Origin of the sequence: Bradyrhizobium sp. WD16 (assembly GCF_024181725.1) — a bacterium.
Lineage (GTDB): Bacteria > Pseudomonadota > Alphaproteobacteria > Rhizobiales > Xanthobacteraceae > Bradyrhizobium_A.
Window position 1 is genome coordinate 99,155 of record NZ_CP028908.1, and the last position, 20,154, is coordinate 119,308.

The window sequence follows — 20,154 nt, forward strand, 5'->3', positions numbered from 1 at the left end:
CCGCCGGAACGGGAGGCGGGCTATCCGGATTCGTCCCGCGTGGTAGGAGCGATCCGATGCCATTACGGTGACATTGCACTCAATAGCACCAATATTCATTTGGTTGCGGGTTCAAAAGGTTCCTGAAATAAAAAGCCCCTGAAATCTTCACGATTTCAAGGGCTTAAATTTACCTGGTTGCGGGGATAGGATTTGAACCTACGACCTTCAGATTATGAGCCTGACGATCCAGATGGATGCAGCCACTCGCAATGGCTGCAAATCGCCGCGGTCACCAACCGACTCGTTCTTATAGCGTGATCGACTCGTTCTTAAAGTGTCGGCATAGGCTGTTGCGCCACGAGCCGTCCCCAGATGGCGTAGCGCTTGGGCCAGAAACCTTCGCCCTCGTCGTAGAAGCGCTGCGCCTCCCGGTTCACCACAACCCCGAGCGAAACACAGTCGATGCGGGTGCAGATGCCGCCGTCGTAGAGCGGCGCGCGGGCATCGATCGCGACGCAATGAGCCTGCGTCGGGTCGCCGATCGCGTCGGCACCGGCGTCCAGCATGAACTTCAGCAGCACACCCCGACTCCCGAGCTAGAGCCTGTCCTCAATTAGAGGATTCCCAAGCAGATTATCGCATGATTCATAGGCGGTCAGCTGATTCGGAGCTGACCAAATGCGCCGCTACGCCCTTCGGGACGATCAATGGGATAGGATCAAGGATATTTTGCCCGGACGTGAAGGGCATGTAGGGGTCACGGCCAAAGACAATCGGCTGTTTGTAGAAGCGGTGATCTACCGCTATCGAGCCGGGATCCCTTGGCGAGATTTGCCCGAACGCTTCGGCGATCCGATCAAGATACATACGCGTTTTTCGCGCTGGACGAAGAGCGGGGTGTGGAAGAAGCTGTTTAAGATGCTGGCGAGCGATGCCGACAATGAGTACGCGATGATCGACAGCACGATCGTGCGGGCGCATCAGCACAGTGCCGGCGCACAAAAAAAGACGGCGAAAACCAAGCTATCGGGCGCAGCAAAGGCGGGCTGAGCACCAAGATCCATGCGCTTGTCGATGCCCTGGGCAATCCGCTGGACTTCATCCTGACGCCCGGCCAAGCCCATGATCTGGAGGGCGCCGATGCACTGCTGCCCGACATGGCGGCCGACGCCTTATTGGCAGACAAGGCCTTCGACGCCGACGAACGGGTGATTGCCCCGTTGCTGGCACGGGGAAAGTCGGTCGTGATCCCGCCCAGGCGCCACCGGCAGCTCCAGCGCGATTTCGACAAGCACGCCTATAAGGCACGCCATCTCATCGAGAATTTCTTCTGCAAGCTCAAGCAATACCGCGCCATCGCTACCCGCTACGACAAAACCGCCAGAAATTTCCTCGCCGCAATCCACCTCGCGGCGGTTATCATCTGGCTCAATTGAGGACAGGCCTTAATGCCGGGAGGTCGAATCTTCTCAATGAGTTAGGTATTTGCTGGCTGGGGCGGGAGGGTTCGAACCTCCGCATGGTGGAATCAAAATCCACTGCCTTACCACTTGGCGACGCCCCAATGGCCCGGAGGCGGCGGGGCAGTGCCGCGCGGGGTCTCTCAGGCTGCGCCGGTGTATCGTGCAAGGTGGGCGATTTCAAGCGCGCCGGCCCGGCAAGGCCCTTGGCTGTTATGCCCCCTGGGCCAGCCAAGGGGCGGAAAAACCGGCGGATTTGGCATCGGGGATCGGCATCCCGCGCGCTCCCCCGCCATTCCCCGCCGTGGAGGGCTCCCGCCCCTGAAGATCGGCTCGGCCGGGAGCGGGCCCGCCGATCCGGCTGCCATTGTTCGAGGGCCGGAGCAGAAGTCCGGCGGGCCACCCGGCTCCGCCGCCCCGTCGCCGCCCGCGCCCCCATCCGGTCCACGCTCCTGCCGCCTTCCCCGCGCCCGCCGCCCCGCGACCAAGGGCCGGGCGCTTTGTGTCACCCTGGCGGATGATTTCGCCGCCTGACCTCTATATAGCAGGCGCCATCACGGGCTCGCCCGGCCGTGGCCCGGCCGGACCGGACAAGGTCCGGACCCGATCGCCGCCGGGCCGGCGCCGCAACGACGCCGACGCTTCAATGAATTCGAGGAGGACACCCCCATGACCTATCGCGCGCCCATCCAGGACATGCTGCTCGCGCTCAACCATGGCGCCGGCCTGCTGGACGCGGTCAAGGCGGGCCATCTCGGCGATTATGACGCCGAGATGAGCGCGGCGATCATCGAGGAGGCCGGCCGCTTCGCCTCCGATGTGCTGGCGCCGCTCAACAAGGTCGGCGACCAGAACGGCGTCAAGCTCGAGGCCGGCGAGGTCACCACCGCGCCGGGCTGGCCCGACGCCTACAAGCGCTGGACGGAAGGCGGCTGGAACGCGGTCGCCGCCAGCGAGGCATGGGGCGGCCAGGGCCTGCCCACCGCCATCAACGCCGCCTGCACCGAGATCTGGAGCGCCTCGAACATGGCCTTCGGCCTGTGCCCGCTGCTCACCGCCAGCGCCATCGAGGCCCTGGAGGCCCACGGCAGCGAGGCGCTCAAGAAGCTCTATCTGGCAAAGCTCGTCTCCGGCGAATGGCCGGGCACCATGCAACTCACCGAGCCGCACGCCGGCTCCGACGTCGGCGCGCTGCGCAGCCGCGCCGAGCGCGCCGGCGACGGCACCTATCGCCTCTCCGGCACCAAGATCTTCATCACCTATGGCGAGCACGACATGAGCGACAACATCGTTCATTTCGTCCTCGCCCGCCTGCCCGACGCGCCCGCCGGCACCAAGGGCATCTCGCTGTTCCTGGTGCCGAAATTCCTGGTCAACGCCGACGGCTCGCTGGGCGCGCGCAACGACATCCATGCGAGCGGCGTCGAGCACAAGCTCGGCATCCACGCCTCGCCGACCTGCACCATGACCATGGGCGACAAGGGCGGCGCCATCGGCTTCCTGATCGGCGAGGAAAATCGCGGCATGGCCTGCATGTTCACCATGATGAATCAGGCCCGCCTCGGCGTCGGCCTGCAGGGGGTCGGCATCGCCGACCGCGCCTATCAGCAGGCGCTGGCCTATGCGCAGGAGCGGCGCCAGGGCAAGGCGCCGGGCAGCAAGAGCGAGGGCCTCGACCCGATCATCCGCCATCCGGACATCAAGCGCATGCTGATGCAGATGCGCTCGCTGACCGCCGCGGCCCGCACCATCTGCTATTGCACCGCCGTCGCCCTCGACATCTCCCACCGCGCCGAGGACCCATTGGTGCGCGCCACCGCGGCCGCCCGCGCCGCGCTGCTCACCCCGATCGCCAAGGCCTTCTCCACCGACATCGGCAACGAGGTCACCTCGCTCGGCGTCCAGATCCATGGCGGCATGGGCTTCATCGAGGAGACCGGCGCGGCCCAGCACTATCGCGACGCCCGCATCACCGCGATCTACGAGGGCACCAACGGCATCCAATCGATCGATCTCGTCACCCGCAAGCTCGCGGCGCAGGGCGGCGCCGCGGTGTTCGCGCTGATCGAGGAGATGAGCGGGATCGCCGGCGAGGTCGAGCGCTCCAACAATCCCGCCTTCGGCACCACCGCGCCCAGGCTGCGCGAGGCCATCGCGGCGCTGGAGCGCACCAGCCGCTGGCTGCTGGATCGCCTCGCCTCGGCTCCCGCCGAGGCGCTGGCCGGCGCCACGCCCTATCTGCGATTGTTCGGCTCGACGCTCGGCGGCTGCCTGCTCGCGAAGGAGGCGCTGGCCGCCGGCTCGCAAGGGCTCGACGGCCGCTATGCGACGCTGGCGCGGTTCTTCGCCGAGAATGTCACGGTGCAGGCCGGCGCGCTCGCGCGCAGCGTCACCGACGGCGCCGAGGCGGTCAACGGCGCCGACGCCGTGCTGGTGGCGTGAGCAGAACGAGCTGGGCCTCCGCGTCTTCCCTTGCGGAGGCTCTGTAAAGTCGGGATGCCCGCGACCGGTCTTCGCCTTCGGCTTCGACCCGGCACACCGGTCTTCGCCTTCGGCTTCGACCCGGCCCAATGGCCGGGCGCGCCGACGCTTCTTAGCGAAGGCGGGCAAGCGCCGGCATGACGACCGAGTGGGTGGGTGGCGCGCACGGCGCCACTGCACATTCTGCCGTCGTCCGCCGCGAAGGCGGCGGACCCAGTACACCGTGTGGGCGAGGGAGGGCACAACGTCAACCGCCTCGCGCCATTGCACCGACACGGCGTGCTGGGTCGCCCCGACGAGCCGGGCGATGACGAAGGAGAGCGAGGCGCCGTCGCCGGCCGACGAAGCTCAGCCGCATTGCGCTCCCACCCGCATCCCCCTCGTCCCTGCCCTGCAACGATCATCCCTTCGGCGCGGTTTCGCCGCGGCGCCAAATGCTCTAGCCTTGGTGCAACAAAGACGCCTGGCGTAACAAGACGCTGGGCAATGCGCCGGGATGCCGCCGGTGGGGACATGACGAGACAATGACCGAGCATGTGATCGTTTCGGACGAGGAAATGGTCCGCACCATCAGGTTGCGGCGTCCGCAGAAGAAAAATGCCCTGACCCAGGCGATGTATGGCGCCATGAGCCATGCCATCGACACCGCCCAGAACAATCCGGATATCCGCTGCCTGATCATCACCGGCGGATCGGGCGTCTTCACCGCCGGCAACGACGTCCATGATTACGTGGCAGCGACGCCCGACAAGACCGAGCGGCCGAGCAATGCATTAAAGTTCCTGCATTCGCTGGTGCAGAACATCAAGCCGATCATCGCCGCGGTCGACGGCATCGCGGTGGGCATGGGCACGGTGATGCTGCTCCACTGCGACTATGTCCTCGCCAGCACCAGCGCGCGCTTCTCCACCCCGTTCATCAATTTCGCCGTGGTGCCCGAAGGCGCCTCGAGCCTGCTGATGCCGCTCAACATGGGCTATCAGCGGGCCTTCGCCATGCTCGCCATGGGCCGCAGCCTCGACGCCGAAGAGGCCCGCACCGCCGGCTTCGTCAACGAGGTGGTGGCGGCGGGCCACGCCGAGGTCGAGGCCCGCAAGGCGGCGCGCGAGATCTGCGCGCTGTCGCCGGAAGCGGTGGCGATCACCCGCAAGCTGCTGCGCCTGCCGCCCGACGAGATGATGCGGCGCATCGAACTGGAGGGCCACCTGTTCGGCGAGCGGATGCGCTCGCCCGAGGCCATCGCCGCCTTCGACGCCTTTCTCGCCCGCGAAAAACATTGACTTGAGAACCACATTGACCGCCCCTGCCGTCCGGCAGGATAATTCAGCGGCGCGCCGGGCCATCGTCCGATCCGGCATTCCGAACCGGACACGACGGCTGACGGCGGAAGAGCCGAGGGAACACGAACGCTGATGACGACGCTCCTGGTGACCCATTCCGCCTGCCTCGAACATGTCGTGCCGCACGGTCATCCCGAGCGCCCCGACCGCCTGCGCGCCATCGAGCTCGGCCTCGGCGCCGACCGCTTCAAGCCGCTGCGCCGGGTCGAGGCCGCGATCGGCAATCTCGATCACATCGCGCTGTGCCACAGCGAGCATTACGTCAGCGAACTCGAGCTGATGGCGCCGAAGGAAGGCCTCGCCTTCATCGACGGCGACACCTCGATGTCGCCCGGCACCTGGGAGGCGGCGCTGCGCTGCGTCGGCGGCGCCACCATGGCGGTGGACGCGGTGATGAAGGGCGAGGTCGACAACGCCTTCGTCTGCACCCGCCCGCCAGGCCACCATGCCGAGGCCGCCAAGCCCATGGGCTTCTGCTTCTTCGACAACGCGGCGATCGCCGCGCGCTATGCCCAGCGCCAGTACGGCATCTCCCGAGCCGCAATCGTCGATTTCGACGTCCATCACGGCAACGGCAGCCAGGACATCTTCTGGGCGGACGCCTCGGTGATGTATTGTTCCACCCACGAGATGCCGCTGTTTCCCGGCACCGGCGCCGCCTCCGAGCGCGGCGAGCACGACACCATCGTCAACGCGCCGCTGCGGCCGGGCGACGGCGGCAGCCAGTTCCGCGCGGCCTTCACCAACGTCATCCTGCCCCAGCTGCGCAAATTCGCCCCGGAAATGATCGTGATCTCGGCCGGCTTCGACGCCCATTGGCGCGACCCGCTGGCCAATATCCAGCTCCAGGAAAGCGACTACACCTGGGTGACCCAGCAGGTCATGGAACTTGCCGCTTCGTCGGCGGCGGGACGAATTGTATCGGTGCTGGAGGGCGGTTATGATCTCCAGGCCCTGAAGGATTCTGTCGGCGCCCATGTCGCGGCGCTCATGGGCACCTGAGGTCGTTCCGCCTCGGGTGCGCCGCTTCGGGCTTCGCCGTCATCCGTTGACGACACCATACAGACTAGCAGAGCGGCACCGCCGCCCGCCGGGGATCCGCCATGGCCGACAACACCAATGCCGACGTCAAGCGCCTGAGCTTCGAGCGCGCCATCGAGGAACTCGAATCGATCGTCAAGCGCCTCGAAGAGGGCAAGGTGCCGCTGGAGGAATCGGTCGCGATCTATGAGCGCGGCGAGGCCCTCAAGCGGCGCTGCGACGAACTCTTGCGCCAGGCCGAGGCCCGGGTCGACAAGATCACCACCGACGCCTCGGGCCAGGTGACCGGAACCGAGCCGCTCGACGTTCAGTGATGGTCGAGGCCGGGGCGGCGACCGCGCGCGAAGGCGCCGCCGTGCGGCGGCGCCATATCGTCTATGTGCAGGGCTACGATCCGCGCGGCCTCGCGCAGTACTATCGCATGTTCCGCACCGAGCTGCGCAAATACGCCGCGCTGAACGGCGTCGCCGCCAGCGCCGGCCGGCCGGTCGTCGACGACGCCAAGGCGATGGCCTCCTGGACCATCGAGACCGCCGGCGACGGCTGGCAGACCACGACGCGCTACGACTTCCTGCGCTGGGAAGAGCTGATCAAGCGCGACCTCGAACGCCCCATGGCCCGCACCGTCGCGGTCGCCACCACCTGTTTCCTGCGCCTCGTCTTCAACGGCGTCATCGCCCGCTTCGCCCGCGCCCATTGGCGCTTCGCGATCTTTGCCAGCTACCCCTACATCATGCTGACGCTCGAGGCGGCGCTGGCGCTGCTGGCCGGCTGGCTGGGCTTCGCCGGCCTCGCTCATGTCGGCGCGCCGCGGCCGCTCGCCGTTCTCGGCGCCGCCGCGCTGTTCGTGGCGGTGCTCGCCCTCCTGCTCGAGCGCCTCGAGAAGACGACTTACGTCCTCTATCTGATGGCGGACTGGATCTTCACCTTCGAATTCGCCCGTGGCCGGCGGCCCGACTGGGACGCCCGCATCGATCAGTTCGCCCGCGCCATCGTCGACGCGGTGGCGGCAAGCGACGCCGACGAATTCGTCGTCGTCGGCCACAGTTCGGGATCGTTTCTCGGGCTGGAGGTGCTGGCGCGCGCCTTCGAGATCGATCCCGCGCTCGGCCGCCGCGGGCCGCGCCTCGCCTTCCTCACCCTCGGCGGCAACCTGCCGATCGTCGGCTTCCACCGCCAGGCCAAGCCGTTCCGGGCGCGGCTGGCGCGCCTCGCCACCGAGCCGTCGCTGACCTGGATCGACTTCCAGTCGCGCAAGGACGTGATGAACTTCTATCCGTTCGATCCGGTGGCCGGCCACGGCCTTTCGCTCGACGCGCCGCGCTGCAACCCGAAGATCGTCGGCGTGCGCTTTCGCGACGTCATCGCGCCGGAGCACTATGCCGCCTTCCGCCGCGACTTCTTCCGGGTGCACTTCCAGTTCGTCATGGCCAATGAGCGCAAGGCCGCCTACGACTACTTCGACATGATGTGCGGCCCCGGCCCGATCGCCGCCGCCGCCTCCGCGCAGCCGGCGCAGCTGGTGCGGTGGATCTGACGCTCGTATCAGTGTTGCAGCGAGCTCTTCATACGAGCGTCAGATCCAAAACCGCACTAGTGTCCCGTCTCCGAATTACCGCTACGTTTGCCTCGCACTCGCACGGTCATTCGGAGACATAGGGACACGAGCAAAATCAAAGTGCTAGTGTGGCTTATGTCTCGCAATTGCCTACGAGAGGCTTGCCGCGAAGGCGGTAGGCAATTGCGAGACGCCACACTAGAATTATGATCATTGCTAGTGTCCCATTGGTTCTAACGTTCGTATGGGGCAGCGCGGCGCGTCATTTACCGCTGTCGTCCCCCGCTTTAAGCGGGGGATCCAGTATCCCAGAGCATTTTGAGGGAGCGTACCGTCACCACTGTCCGCGCCAACCAACATCCGTCCGGTCGAGCCGGACGATGACGGCGGCGATCGGGTTACGAACGCTTCGTTCGCGAACCGAGGCCCCCGCACCCCATCAGCGACAGACCGGGTTCCCTGCTGTGGTATAGCATCCGCCAGCGGTGATTCCCGGCTGCGGCGGCCTGTCGAAACCCGATCCTGCCGGCCGATGCACGCTGATGGAGATGAAGAGAATGACCGGGGGCGTCAGGGTGGTGGAACGGACATCGGTGCTGGCGGGCGTTGTCGGCACCGCGCTGCTGCTCGCCGGCTGCAACGACAAGAACCAGTATGCGGCGCCGCCGCCCGCCAGGGTGACCGTCGCCTCCCCGACGCAGATGCCGGTCACCCTCTATGCGGAATTCACCGGCAATACCGCGCCGCTCGCCGCGGTCGACCTCGAGGCGCGCGTCCAGGGCTTCCTGACGACGATCGGCTTCCGCGACGGCGAGGCCGTCAAGCAGGACCGCGTCCTGTTCGAGATCGAGAAGGACCAGTACCAGGCCCAGGTCGACCTGCAGCAGGCGCAGGTCGACAGCGCCAGGGCCCAGCAGGCCAACGCCCAGCGCGAATATGAGCGGCAGGCGACGCTCGGCCAGAAGGAAGTGTCGAGCCAGCGTTCGGTGGACGACGCCAGGACCAAGCTCGACATGGCCAATGCGACGCTGGCCGCCGGCGAGGCCAGCCTCAAGCTGGCGCAGACCTCGCTCGGCTACACCACGGTGCGCGCGCCGTTCAACGGCGTCGTGACCCGCCATCTCGCCGAGGTCGGCTCGCTCGTCGGCCAGTCCGGCGCGACCAAGCTCGCCACCATCCTCCAGGTCGATCCGATCTACGTCTATTTCACCATGTCCGAGCAGCAGCAGATCGACATGCGCGACGCCCTGGCAAAGCAAGGCAGGACGCTGAAGGACCTGCGCGAGAAGCGCGAGGACCAGGCGGTCGAGGTCGCGCTCGCGGCCGACGCGGCGTTTCAATACAAGGGCAGGATCGACTACATCGCCCCGCAGCTCGACGCCGGCACCGGCACGCTGCAACTGCGCGGCATCTTCGACAACAAGGACGTCGCGCTGGTGCCGGGCCTGTTCGTGCGGGTGCGCGTGCCCATCGGCAAGATCGACAAGGCCCTGCTCGTCAACGACACCGCGGTGATGTCCAACCAGACCGGCAGCTACGTCATGGTGGTCGGCAAGGACAACGTGGTGGCGCAGAAACCGGTGACGACCGGCCCGGTCGAAGGTCAGCTGCGCGTCATCACCGGCGGGCTCGACGCCGGCGACAAGGTGGTGATCGGCTCGGTCCAGCGCGCCGTCGCCGGCAACACCGTCGATCCGGTGGCGGGCGCCATGGCCGCGGCCCGCGACGGGGCGAAGCCCGCCCCCGCGGCGCTGATCCCGGGCGCGACGTCCAGGCCGACCAACCCTTAAGTTCACCGGCGCACGAGGCGGCTCATCATGTTCTCGCGGTTCTTCATCGAACGGCCGGTGCTGTCCAACACCCTGGCGTTTCTCATCGTGCTGGTGGGCGCGCTGGCGATGACCAGCCTGCCGGTGTCGCAGTATCCCAACGTGGTGCCGCCGACCGTGTCGGTGACCGCGACCTATCCCGGCGCCAGCGCCCGCACCGTGATGGACACCATCGCCCTGCCCGTCGAGCAGCAGGTCAACGGCGTCGACCACATGATCTACATGCAGTCGACCAGCGCCAGCGACGGCAGCTACAGCCTCGTCGTCAGCTTCGACATCGGCACCGATCCGGACATGGCCCAGGTGCTGGTGCAGAACCGCGTCTCGCTGGCGACCGCCCAGCTGCCGACGGCGGTCGCGGCGCAGGGCCTCACTGTCCAGAAGAAGTCGACCTCGATCCTCAAGTTCATCAATCTCCAGGCATCGGACGGCCGCTACGACAACCTGTTCCTCGCCAACTACGCCAAGATCTATCTCGAGAACGAGCTGGCGCGCGTGCCCGGCGTCGGCAGCGTCACCGTGCTCGGAGCCGGCTCCTACGCCATGCGGATCTGGCTCGACCCGGACCGGCTGCAGAGCTATGGCCTGACCCCGAGCGACGTCACCACGGCGATCCAGCAGCAGAACAACGAGGTGACCGCCGGCCTCGTCGGCGCACCGCCGACCCCGGCCATGGTCAACTTCCAGTACGTCCTCAACGTCACCGGGCGGTTCAGCGACACCACCGACTTCGAGAACATCGTCGTCAAGGCGGCGAGCGCCGGCGGCGGCCGCATCGTCCGCATCCGCGACCTCGGCCGGGTCGAGCTCGGCGCGGCGTCCTACGGCCAGACCGCGACGCTGGACGGCAAGCCGTCGGCCGCGATCGCGATCTCCCAGCTCACCGGCGCCAACGCCCTGACCGTGGCCGAAGGCGTCGACGCCAAGATGGCGGAGCTGGCAAGGGCCTTCCCGGCCGGCCTCGGCTACAAGGTGTCGTTCGACAGCACCAAATTCGTCACCGCCTCGATCCGCGAGGTCTACGAGACGCTGATCATCGCCGCGGCGCTGGTGCTGATCGTGATCCTGCTCTTCCTGCAGGACTGGCGGGCGATGCTGGTGCCGGCGACCACGGTGCCGGTGACCATCATCGGCGCGTTCGCCGTCATGGCGCTGCTCGGCTTCACCGTCAACACCACGAGCCTGTTCGCCCTGGTGCTCGCCATCGGCATCGTCGTCGACGACGCCATCGTCATCGTCGAGGGCGTGTCCCGTCACCTCGACGCCGGGATGTCGAGCCGCGAGGCCGCGGTCAAGGCGATGTCCGAACTGTTCGGTCCCGTCATCGGCATCACCCTCGTCCTGATGGCGGTGTTCCTCCCCGCGGCCACCCTCGCCGGCCTGACCGGCAAGATGTACCAGCAGTTCGCCCTCGTCATCGCCGCCACCGCGGTGATCTCGGCGGTCAATGCGGTGACGCTGAAGCCCACCCAGTGCGCGCTGTGGCTGAAGAAGACGGTGCCGCCGGGCGAGCGCAACATCGTCTATCGCGCCTTCAACGCCGGCTACGGCCGCACCGAGGCGCTCTATACGGCGCTGATCGGCCGGCTCGTCGCCTTCAGTCTGCCGGTCGCGGTGGCCGGGCTCGGCCTGATCGGCCTCGCCTTCTACAGCCTGTCGACCGTGCCGACGGGATTTCTGCCCGACGAGGACCAGGGCTATTTCATCGTCAGCCTCAACCTGCCCGATGCCGCCTCGGCGCAGCGCAGCGAGACCGCGGTGGCGGCGGCGGTCAAGCTGGTGCAGGCGATCGACGGCGTCGACAACGTCATCGGCGTCTCGGGCATCTCGCCGCTCGACAACAACGCAACGCTCTACAATGCCGGCATGCTCTACGTCGTGCTCAAGGACTGGGACGCGCGCCGGGGCGCCGAGCTGAGCATCGCCGGCATCACCGCCAAGGCGCGCAAGGCGCTGGCGGGCATGGAGACCGCCGTCGCCCAGATCATGCTGCCGCCGCCGATCCAGGGCGTGGGCAACAGCAGCGGTTTTACGATGATGCTGGAGGGAAAGGACGGCAGCACCGACTTCGTCGCGCTGCAGAATGCCGCGGACCAGCTGGCGGCGAACGCCTCGACCCAGTCGGGGCTCGGCCATGTCGCCTCTGGCTTCAAGGGGAATGTGAAGCAGCTGCGGCTGGTGGTCGACCGGGTCAAGGCGGAAACCCTCGGCCTCACGGTCGGCCAGGTGTTCGCGGCGCTCGAGAGCTATGTCGGCTCGAGCTACGTCAACCAGTTCAACAAATACAACAACGTCTTCAAGGTCTATGTCCAGGCCGACGCCGCCTTCCGCCTCAAGCCCGACGACATCCTCAAGCTCAAGGTCAAGGGCGCCGGCGGCGCCATGGTGCCGCTCGGCACGGTCGCCTCGATCAGGGACGAGGTCGGCCCGCCGCTGATCACGCTCTACAATCTCTATCCCGCGGCAACCATCACCGGCAGCGCCGGGGCGGGCTTCAGCTCCGGCGAAGCCATGACGCTGATGAACGAGGTCGCGGCCCAATCGCTGCCGTCCGGCATGGGCACGGCCTGGACCGGCATGTCCTATCAGGAGCAGGTGGTCGGCAACCAGATCTACCGCGTCTTCGCCATCGCGCTGCTGCTCGTCTATTTCGTCCTCGCCGGGCAGTACGAGAGCTGGCTGCAGCCGCTGGCGGTGATCCTCGCCGTGCCGCTGACGCTGCTCGGCACGGTCGCGGCCCTCCAGGCGAGCGGCCTGCCGAACAACCTCTATACCCAGATCGGTATCGTGCTGCTGATCGCGCTCGCGGCCAAGAACGCCATCCTGGTGGTGGAGTATGCACGCGAGAAGCGCGCCGAAGGCATGGAGATCGCAGCGGCGGCAATCGAGGCGGCGCGCCTGCGCTTCCGGCCCATCCTGATGACCTCGTTCGCGTTCATCTTCGGCATGCTGCCGCTCGTCTTCGCCACCGGCGCCGGTGCCGGCGCCCGGGTGTCGATCGGCGTCGCGGTGGTCAGCGGCATGCTCGCCTCCACCTTCCTCGCCGTGCTGTTCGTACCGCCGTTTTTCGTCGTCCTGGAACGGCTCGGCGCGCACCTCGCGGCCAGGAAGGCGGAGAAGGCCGTCAGCGCGAGCTGATCGCGCCGCCCGCCGGGACCCTGATCCCGCCACGAATTGAACCCTTTGCTTACCAAACCGACAAATGGAACCGAGCCCGGAGGGAACCCGGCGCGCTCCTTCCCCTTGTGAATGCATTGGCTTGCTTGCCGCTTTGGTGTAAGTCTCTGCACCATCTTGCCATTTTGTGCATTGCGCGGTTCGGCGACGCTCGGGGAACGGCTCGCGCGCAGAGACCATGAGATGGCGTCACGTCCGGCGGCCGACGGCCGCATCCACGGGCAACGCTCCGCTCTTGTTCCGGGGCTGCCAACGACCCGAAGGAAGACCATTTTGTCGGCATCCAGCTCCACGCCCCTCCTCGACACCTGCCCCACCCCGCACGAATTGCGCATGCTCAAGCCCGAGCAGCTCCGCCAGCTCGCCGACGAGCTGCGCCAAGAGACCATCAGCGCGGTTTCGGTGACAGGCGGCCATCTCGGCGCCGGCCTCGGCGTCGTCGAGCTCACGGTGGCGCTGCATTACGTCTTCAACACGCCGGCCGACCGGCTGATCTGGGACGTCGGCCACCAGGCCTATCCGCACAAGATCCTCACCGGCCGGCGCAGCCGCATCCGCACTCTGCGCCAGGGCGGCGGCCTGTCCGGCTTCACCAAGCGCTCGGAGAGCGAATACGACCCGTTCGGCGCGGCGCACTCCTCGACGTCGATCTCCGCCGGCCTCGGCATGGCAGTGGCGCGCGACCTCGCGCAGAAGAAGAACAACGTGGTCGCGGTGATCGGCGACGGCTCGATGTCGGCGGGCATGGCCTACGAGGCCATGAACAATGCCGGCGCCATGGACTCGCGCCTCATCGTCATCCTCAACGACAACGACATGTCGATCGCGCCACCGGTCGGCGCCATGTCGGCCTATCTCGCGCGACTGATGTCAGGACACACCTACCAGTCGATCCGAGAGGTCGCCAAGAACATCGCCCACAAGCTGCCGAAATTCTTCGAGGAGCGTGCCATGCGCGCCGAGGAATACGCCCGCGGCATGGTCACCGGCGGAACGCTGTTCGAGGAACTCGGCTTCTTCTACGTCGGGCCGATCGACGGCCACAATCTCGACCACCTGCTACCGGTCCTCGCCAATGTGCGCGACGCCAAGAACGGGCCCATCCTCGTCCATGTCGTCACCCAGAAGGGCAAGGGCTATGCGCCCGCCGAGGCTTCCGCCGACAAGTATCACGGCGTCGTCAAGTTCGATGTCGCCACCGGCACCCAGGCCAAGGCCAAGTCGAACGCGCCGTCCTACACCCGCGTGTTCGGCCAGAGCCTGATCAAGGAGGCGCACAAGGACGACAAGATCGTCGCCATCACGGCGGCGATGCCCGGCGGCACCGGCGTCGACATGTTCGGCAAGGTGTTCCCGACACGCACCTTCGACGTCGGCATCGCCGAGCAGCACGCGGTGACCTTCGCCGCCGGCCTCGCCACCGAGGGCTTCAAGCCGTTCTGCGCGATCTATTCCACCTTCCTGCAGCGCGGCTACGACCAGGTGGTGCACGACGTCGCCATCCAGCACCTTCCGGTGCGCTTCGCCATCGATCGCGCCGGCCTCGTCGGCGCCGACGGCGCGACCCATGCCGGCGCCTTCGACAACGCCTATCTCGGCTGCCTGCCCGGCTTCGTCATCATGGCGGCTGCCGACGAGGCCGAACTGGTCCACATGGTGGCGACCCAGGTCGCGATCAACGACGCGCCAAGCGCGCTGCGCTATCCGCGCGGCGAAGGCCGCGGCGTCGAAATGCCGGAATTCGGCGTGCCGCTCGAGATCGGCAAGGGCCGCGTGCTGCGTCAGGGCTCCAAGGTGGCGCTGCTGTCCTTCGGCACCCGACTCGGCGAATGCCTCAAGGCCGCCGACGAGCTCGATGCCCACGGCCTGTCCGCCACGGTCGCCGATGCGCGCTTCATGAAGCCGCTCGACATCGATCTCGTGACGCGGCTCGCGCGCGAGCACCAGATCCTGATCACCATCGAGGAAGGCTCGATCGGCGGCTTCGGCTCCCATGTGCTGCAGACGCTGGCCGATCACGGCATGCTCGACAACGGCCTGCGGGTACGCGCCATGGTGCTACCCGACGCGTTCCTCGACCATGACACGCCGGCGGCGATGTATGCCAAGGCCGGCCTCGATGCCAAGGCGATCGTCGTCAAGGCCTTCGAGGCGCTGGGCCGCGAGATGAAGGCCGAAACCGGCCGCCTCGCCTGACCGCAGCGATGACCGAGCGCCAGCGCGCCGATCTGCTCCTGGTCGCGCGCGGCCTGTTCGACAGCCGGGCCCAGGCCCGCGCCGCGATCGAGGCAGGGATGGTCAGCGCCAACGGCCGCAAGATCGGAAAACCCTCCGAACTCCTGGCGCCCGACGCGGCCGTCATCGCGGCGGCGGCTCATCCCTGGGCGTCGCGCGGCGGCGTCAAGCTCGACGGCGCGCTGGCACGCTACCCCCTGCCGGTCGCCGGCCACGCCTGCCTCGATGTCGGCGCCTCCACCGGCGGCTTCACCGACGTCCTGCTGGCGCACGGCGCCCGGCATGTTGATGCGGTGGATGTCGGCCACAGCCAGATGCACGAGCGGCTGCGGTCCGATCCGCGCGTCCGCGTGCTGGAGCACACGGACATCCGCAAGCTCGCGCCAGACAACCTGTCCGAACGGCCCGATATCGTCGTGATCGACGTCAGCTTCATCTCGCTCAAGCACGTACTGCCGGCGGCGCTCGGCTGCGCCGCGCGACCGACTTTCCTTTTGGCGCTGATCAAGCCGCAATTCGAGGCCGAGCGCCGGCATCTGAAGAAGGGTATCGTCCGCGACGCCGCAGTGCACGACCAGGTGTGCCGGGACATCGTGGCGCTGGCGCAGGCGCTCGGCTGCGGCGAGATCGAGGTATTTTCCTCCTCGATCACCGGTGGCGACGGCAACCGCGAGTTTTTTCTGGGAGCGCGCCGTGACTGAACGCCTCGTCATCGACCATGTCGGTCACCGCGGCGACGGTGTCGCAATGATCGAGGAGCGCACCGTCTATGTGCCGGGCGCGCTCGCTGGCGAAGAGGTGGTGGTCGAAGCCATCCCCGGCCATCCCGAGCGGCTGCGCCTCGTCGTCGTGGAACGCGCCAGCACCGAGCGCATCGCCCCGTTCTGTCCCCATTTCGGCGCCTGCGGCGGCTGCGCCATCCAGCACTGGCAGATGGGGGCCTATCGCGCCTGGAAGCGCGACATCGTCGTCACCGCGCTGCGCCAGGCCAGCATCGACTGCGCGGTCAACGAGCTGATCGACGCTCACGGCAGTGGCCGGCGCCGCATCACTGCCCATGCCCGTCGCGGCCGCGACGGCGTCTGGCGCTCCGGTTTTGCCGCCGCCGCGAGCCACGACATCGTCGCCATCGATCATTGCCCGGTGCTCGAGGGTGCGCTCAACGACGCCTTCGCCGCCGCCAACGCCATTGCGCAGGCGCTCGCCGCGGGCGGCAAGCCGCTCGACATCCAGGTCACCGCCACGCTCAACGGTCTCGACATCGACATCCGCGGCTCCGGACCGCTGCCGCCCAATACGGCGCTGGCCCTGACGCGCCTCGCCACGACGCACCGCATCGCGCGGCTGACGCGCCACGGCGAACTCGTGGTGCAGCATGCCCCGCCACAGATCCGCATGGGCAAGGCCGTCGTGACGCTGCCGCCGGGCTCGTTCCTGCAGGCGACGGACGCCGGCGAGGAGACGTTGGCGCGCCTCGTCGGCGAGGCGATCGGCAAGGCCCGGCACGTCATGGATCTGTTCTGCGGCGTCGGCCCCTTCGCGCTGCGCCTTGCCGAACGCGCCCGCGTCACCGCCTTCGACAGCGATGCCGGCGCGATCGCAGCGCTCGCAAAGGCGGCGGCGACCGTTCGCGGGCTCAAACCGATCACGGCAACCGCGCGCGACCTGTTCCGGCGCCCGCTGGTCGCGGCCGAACTACGCGAGGTCGACGCGGTGGTGTTTGATCCGCCGCGCCAGGGGGCGCAGACCCAGGCGAGCCAACTCGCGGCGAGCAAGGTGCCGCTTGTTATCGCGGTGTCATGCAATCCGGCGAGCTTCGCCCGCGATGCGCGCTTGCTGCTCGACGGCGGCTATCGCTGCAACGGTGTCACCCCGGTCGACCAGTTCCGCCACAGTCCCCATGTCGAACTGGTCGCGCAGTTCGTGCGGTGACGCGCTGCCGACGTTGCTGGCGGAGAGGGGGAAGGCGCCAACACAGCGAGCTGTCGTGCTCCAGGTTGCGCTGCCATGTGCCGGGTATCCCCTCTTTGTTGTAGTTCAGGATGGAAGGCGGGGTGGCCGGGACAAGGCGGCCATTGACCGCAGAGTATCGGGGCGCCTTTGTAGAACCGAAACGCCCGCTCACCTCCCCCAGCGGTCCTGCCATATCCTCTCGCCGATCGAGCACAGCACTCGCGGCTCGCCGGCAGCCGCGGCCGGGACGACGCGCGGCGGCTCCGGCCTGAGCCCGGCGACCTCCTGCACCAGCTTGGTGCGGATCGCCTCCTTGAAGGTCTCGCGGGTCTGGATTGGCACGACGAAGGAGCCGATGCCACCAGTCACGCAATCCTCGTAGTAGTAGTCGAGGTGATCGATATCCATGGTCGAATAGGTCGGCGCCTTGAGCATAATCGGCAGGCCGTTGATGGTGATGCCGCGAGCCAAAGCCGCGTCGCGTGCCTCCGTCACCGGCGGCCCCGAGTTGTTCGGCCCGTCGCCCGAGATGTCGATGACCCGGCGCAAGCCGCGATGACCGCTGTCATCGAACAGCGGCACGGCGAAGTTGATCGCCCCCGAGATCGAGGTGCGCGAGGCGCGGCGCAGCGGCGCGTTGTGGATCTCGGCAGAGAGCGCGTCCGCCGCTTCCGGACCGTCGACGACGCGCCAGGGCACGATAATCTTCTGATCGCCCGCGGCCGCCCATTCGAAATAGGTGACGACGATACGGCCGTTCGGCCCCTGCTTGAGGGCCTGGAGAAACTCCCTGGACGTGATCGCTTCCGCATAGCCCTCGCGCTGCAACGCGAGTTCGTCGATATCCATGGAGTAGGAGACGTCGACCGCGAGCACCAATTCGACGTCGACCGCAGGCTGCGCCGTCTCCCCGGCGGCAAGCTTGCTCGTTGGTGCGGCGACGCTCGAGACGTCGGCGCTGGTCATCATGCCGATGGCGACAGCCGCGGCAATTGCGAGCCATTGGCGCATGCGGCCCTCCGCTTCGACTACCCGGAGCGATGCTGGCACGAGCCCGCTCGATGCGCAAAGCAACAATATTGCGAACCGTCGGGACGCCGCCTGCCATCGCAGACAGCAGAATCTGCTTACTAAATTACCATTATACCAGTTTTTCCCGCTGATTTACTATGCATTTATAGAAAACGGTCATGATTGCACGGCGAATGCTGGTGCGAACGTGCCTGGCCCCGAGTCGCCGATCCGGACCATCTGTCGGGGCGGCCCCGCCCGGTCGGCGTGCGGCCATTCGACTGGAACTTACTCTCGTGCAGCGCCGGTTGCGCTTCAGCTACCGACCTTCGAGCGTCGAAGAAGGCGCAAGCCAAGGAAGCATTTTCATGTTTGCCAATATGTCGATCCGCACCAAGATCATTGCCGCCCTCTCCTTGCTGTTCGTGGCGATGACCTTCATGGGCGTCTTCGCCTTCGTGCAGATGCGCGCCATCAATGCCTCCGCGCAGGAAATCCAGACCAACTGGATGCCGAGCGTGCGTTGGCTGAGCGAATTGCGGATCCAGTCGGCCCGCTACCGCGCCATTCTGCGCGACCACATGCTCATCACCGAGCCCAAGGCCAAAGCCTCGATCGACAAGAATCTCGAAGTCCGCGTTCGCGAGTTCGACAAGGCGGTGACCATGTATCTGCCGCTGATCAGTTCGCCGGAGGAACGCGCGCAGTTCGACGAACTGCGCAAGCTGTGGGCGCAGTACCGCCAGGCGGCCGACGAAGTCATCGCGCTGTCCACCAAGGGCGACTTCGCCCAGGCGGTGATCGTGAACACCGACAAGGCGACGCCGCCCGGCCGCGCCATGGACGACGTGCTGTCCAAGCTGGTAGCGCTGAATGACAAGGGCGCGGAAGTCGCCGGCGCCAAGGCCAATTCCGACTACGCCTTGGCCATCGCCGTACTGCTCGGCACGCTCGCCGCCGCCATTGCGCTCAGCCTCGGCGCGGCCATCTATCTGGTGAGCGATATCGGCCGCGGCATCGATTCCGTGATCAAGCCGATGCGCGCGCTGGCCGGCGGCGATCTCACCGCCGAGGTGCCGCAGCAGGGCGGACACACCGAGATCGGCCAGATCGCCGGAAATCTGCAGGTCTTCAAGGAAGCGCTCATCGCCAAGCAGGCAGCGGATACCGCCGCAGCCGCGGACGCGGCGCACAAGGTCGCCCGCGCCCAGAAGGTCGACCAGCTCACCCGCAACTTCGAGTCCATGATCGGCGAGATGGTCCAGTCGCTGTCATCGTCGTCGACCGAGTTGGAAGCCTCCGCCGCGACCCTGACGCAGACCTCGGAAGTCACCCAACGACTTTCCGGCTCGGCCGCCTCCGCCTCGCAGGAAGTGTCGGAGAACGTCCAGTCGGTGGCCGGCGCCACCGAAGAGATCACCTCTTCGGTGCGAGAGATCAGCCGGCAGGTGCAGGAGGCAAGCCGCGTCGCCGGCGAGGCCGTGCGCCAGGCCGAGCAGACCGACGGCAGCATCGCCGCGCTATCCCAGGCGGCGTCGCGGATCGGTGACGTGATTCGGCTAATCACCGCCGTGGCCGAACAGACCAACTTGCTGGCGCTGAACGCCACCATCGAGGCGGCCCGGGCGGGCGAGGCCGGTCGCGGCTTCGCGGTGGTCGCAAGCGAGGTCAAGGCGCTGGCGACGCAGACCGCCAAGGCCACCGACGAGATTACCGCGCAGATCGCCGGGATGCAGTCGGCCACTGAACAGTCGGTGAGCAACATCAAGGAGATCGGTCACACCATCTCGCTGATCTCGGAAATCTCCTCGGCGATCGCCGCCGCGGTCGAAGAGCAGGGCGCAGCCACCCAGGAAATCGCGCGCAATGTGCAGAATTCGGCTCATCTGAGCATGCGCGTCGCCAATGACGTCACCGAAGTCAGCCGCGGCACCGGCGAGACCGGCGCCGCCTCCGGCGAAGTGCTCACGGCAGCGAAATCGCTATCGGTGGAAAGCACGCGGCTCAAAACCGAAGTGCAGAAATTCCTTGACGCGGTCCGGGCCGCGTAAGCCCGTCTTCTCCCCCAGGAATCCAAAAGGGCGCCG

At 67.1% G+C, this 20,154-nt stretch carries 12 protein-coding genes, 1 tRNA gene and 2 pseudogenes; 12 read left to right on the top strand and 3 right to left on the bottom strand.

What is annotated here, in order from left to right:
- Nucleotides 1–326: 326 nt before the first annotated feature.
- A pseudogene (locus tag DB459_RS00445) lies at nucleotides 327–572 on the bottom strand (FAD-binding dehydrogenase); the annotation flags it as partial.
- A gap of 88 nt (nucleotides 573–660) precedes the next feature.
- On the opposite strand from DB459_RS00445, the pseudogene DB459_RS00450 reads away from it, so the two are divergent.
- Nucleotides 661–1,418: pseudogene (locus tag DB459_RS00450) on the top strand (IS5 family transposase).
- Nucleotides 1,419–1,471: 53 nt separating this feature from the next.
- On the opposite strand, the gene DB459_RS00455 reads toward DB459_RS00450, so the two are convergent.
- Nucleotides 1,472–1,546, bottom strand: a tRNA-Gln gene (locus DB459_RS00455).
- A gap of 565 nt (nucleotides 1,547–2,111) precedes the next feature.
- On the opposite strand from DB459_RS00455, the gene DB459_RS00460 reads away from it, so the two are divergent.
- From DB459_RS00460 to DB459_RS00505, 10 genes are all read left to right on the top strand, one after another.
- Nucleotides 2,112–3,884 (top strand): acyl-CoA dehydrogenase, encoded by a 1,773-nt coding sequence (locus DB459_RS00460; RefSeq protein WP_253710750.1) that lies wholly within the window; start codon nucleotides 2,112–2,114, stop codon nucleotides 3,882–3,884.
- A 563-nt stretch (nucleotides 3,885–4,447) separates the two neighbouring features.
- Entirely contained in the window at nucleotides 4,448–5,203 is a 756-nt protein-coding gene (locus tag DB459_RS00465) for an enoyl-CoA hydratase-related protein (protein ID WP_253710753.1), read from the top strand.
- Between the two features lie 132 nt (nucleotides 5,204–5,335).
- Nucleotides 5,336–6,265 carry a histone deacetylase family protein gene (locus DB459_RS00470; protein ID WP_253710756.1) on the top strand — a complete coding sequence of 310 codons (930 nt, stop codon included), beginning with the start codon at nucleotides 5,336–5,338 and terminating at the stop codon, nucleotides 6,263–6,265.
- A 101-nt stretch (nucleotides 6,266–6,366) separates the two neighbouring features.
- Nucleotides 6,367–6,618 carry an exodeoxyribonuclease VII small subunit gene (locus DB459_RS00475; protein ID WP_253710759.1) on the top strand — a complete coding sequence of 84 codons (252 nt, stop codon included), beginning with the start codon at nucleotides 6,367–6,369 and terminating at the stop codon, nucleotides 6,616–6,618.
- Nucleotides 6,618–7,841 carry an alpha/beta fold hydrolase gene (locus tag DB459_RS00480; protein ID WP_253710763.1) on the top strand — a complete coding sequence of 408 codons (1,224 nt, stop codon included), beginning with the start codon at nucleotides 6,618–6,620 and terminating at the stop codon, nucleotides 7,839–7,841. Before DB459_RS00475 ends, DB459_RS00480 begins: the two co-directional genes overlap by 1 nt.
- Nucleotides 7,842–8,419: 578 nt before the next feature.
- Entirely contained in the window at nucleotides 8,420–9,652 is a 1,233-nt protein-coding gene (locus DB459_RS00485) for an efflux RND transporter periplasmic adaptor subunit (RefSeq protein ID WP_253710765.1), read from the top strand.
- A gap of 27 nt (nucleotides 9,653–9,679) precedes the next feature.
- Entirely contained in the window at nucleotides 9,680–12,829 is a 3,150-nt protein-coding gene (locus tag DB459_RS00490) for an efflux RND transporter permease subunit (protein ID WP_253710767.1), read from the top strand.
- A 312-nt stretch (nucleotides 12,830–13,141) separates the two neighbouring features.
- Nucleotides 13,142–15,064 (top strand): 1-deoxy-D-xylulose-5-phosphate synthase, encoded by a 1,923-nt coding sequence (gene dxs / locus DB459_RS00495; RefSeq protein WP_256519244.1) that lies wholly within the window; start codon nucleotides 13,142–13,144, stop codon nucleotides 15,062–15,064.
- An 8-nt stretch (nucleotides 15,065–15,072) separates the two neighbouring features.
- The gene (locus DB459_RS00500; protein WP_253710770.1) at nucleotides 15,073–15,804 is read left to right on the top strand and encodes a TlyA family RNA methyltransferase; all 732 of its coding nucleotides are present in this window, start codon (nucleotides 15,073–15,075) and stop codon (nucleotides 15,802–15,804) included.
- The gene (locus DB459_RS00505) at nucleotides 15,797–17,035 is read left to right on the top strand and encodes a class I SAM-dependent RNA methyltransferase (protein ID WP_253710772.1); all 1,239 of its coding nucleotides are present in this window, start codon (nucleotides 15,797–15,799) and stop codon (nucleotides 17,033–17,035) included. Before DB459_RS00500 ends, DB459_RS00505 begins: the two co-directional genes overlap by 8 nt.
- A gap of 189 nt (nucleotides 17,036–17,224) precedes the next feature.
- On the opposite strand, the gene DB459_RS00510 is transcribed toward DB459_RS00505, so the two are convergent.
- Nucleotides 17,225–18,067: a DUF1194 domain-containing protein gene (locus DB459_RS00510; RefSeq protein WP_253710774.1), complete on the bottom strand. Its 843-nt coding sequence runs from the start codon at nucleotides 18,065–18,067 to the stop codon at nucleotides 17,225–17,227.
- Nucleotides 18,068–18,435: 368 nt separating this feature from the next.
- Here DB459_RS00510 and DB459_RS00515 point away from each other — a divergent pair, with 368 nt between their 5' ends.
- On the top strand, nucleotides 18,436–20,118 hold the full coding sequence (locus DB459_RS00515) for a methyl-accepting chemotaxis protein (protein ID WP_253710777.1): 1,683 nt from the start codon (nucleotides 18,436–18,438) through the stop codon (nucleotides 20,116–20,118).
- Nucleotides 20,119–20,154 lie beyond the last annotated feature (36 nt).

Excerpts from the sequence above, each read along its gene's own strand:
- DB459_RS00475 (WP_253710759.1), top strand. The coding sequence starts at position 6,367 with ATGGCCGACAACACCAATGCCGACGTCAAGCGCCTGAGCTTCGAGCGC.
- DB459_RS00515 (WP_253710777.1), top strand. The coding sequence starts at position 18,436 with ATGTTTGCCAATATGTCGATCCGCACCAAGATCATTGCCGCCCTCTCC.
- DB459_RS00480 (WP_253710763.1), top strand. The coding sequence starts at position 6,618 with ATGGTCGAGGCCGGGGCGGCGACCGCGCGCGAAGGCGCCGCCGTGCGG.
- DB459_RS00485 (WP_253710765.1), top strand. The coding sequence starts at position 8,420 with ATGACCGGGGGCGTCAGGGTGGTGGAACGGACATCGGTGCTGGCGGGC.
- DB459_RS00510 (WP_253710774.1), bottom strand. The coding sequence starts at position 18,067 with ATGCGCCAATGGCTCGCAATTGCCGCGGCTGTCGCCATCGGCATGATG.
- DB459_RS00465 (WP_253710753.1), top strand. The coding sequence starts at position 4,448 with ATGACCGAGCATGTGATCGTTTCGGACGAGGAAATGGTCCGCACCATC.
- DB459_RS00460 (WP_253710750.1), top strand. The coding sequence starts at position 2,112 with ATGACCTATCGCGCGCCCATCCAGGACATGCTGCTCGCGCTCAACCAT.
- DB459_RS00470 (WP_253710756.1), top strand. The coding sequence starts at position 5,336 with ATGACGACGCTCCTGGTGACCCATTCCGCCTGCCTCGAACATGTCGTG.
- DB459_RS00500 (WP_253710770.1), top strand. The coding sequence starts at position 15,073 with ATGACCGAGCGCCAGCGCGCCGATCTGCTCCTGGTCGCGCGCGGCCTG.
- DB459_RS00490 (WP_253710767.1), top strand. The coding sequence starts at position 9,680 with ATGTTCTCGCGGTTCTTCATCGAACGGCCGGTGCTGTCCAACACCCTG.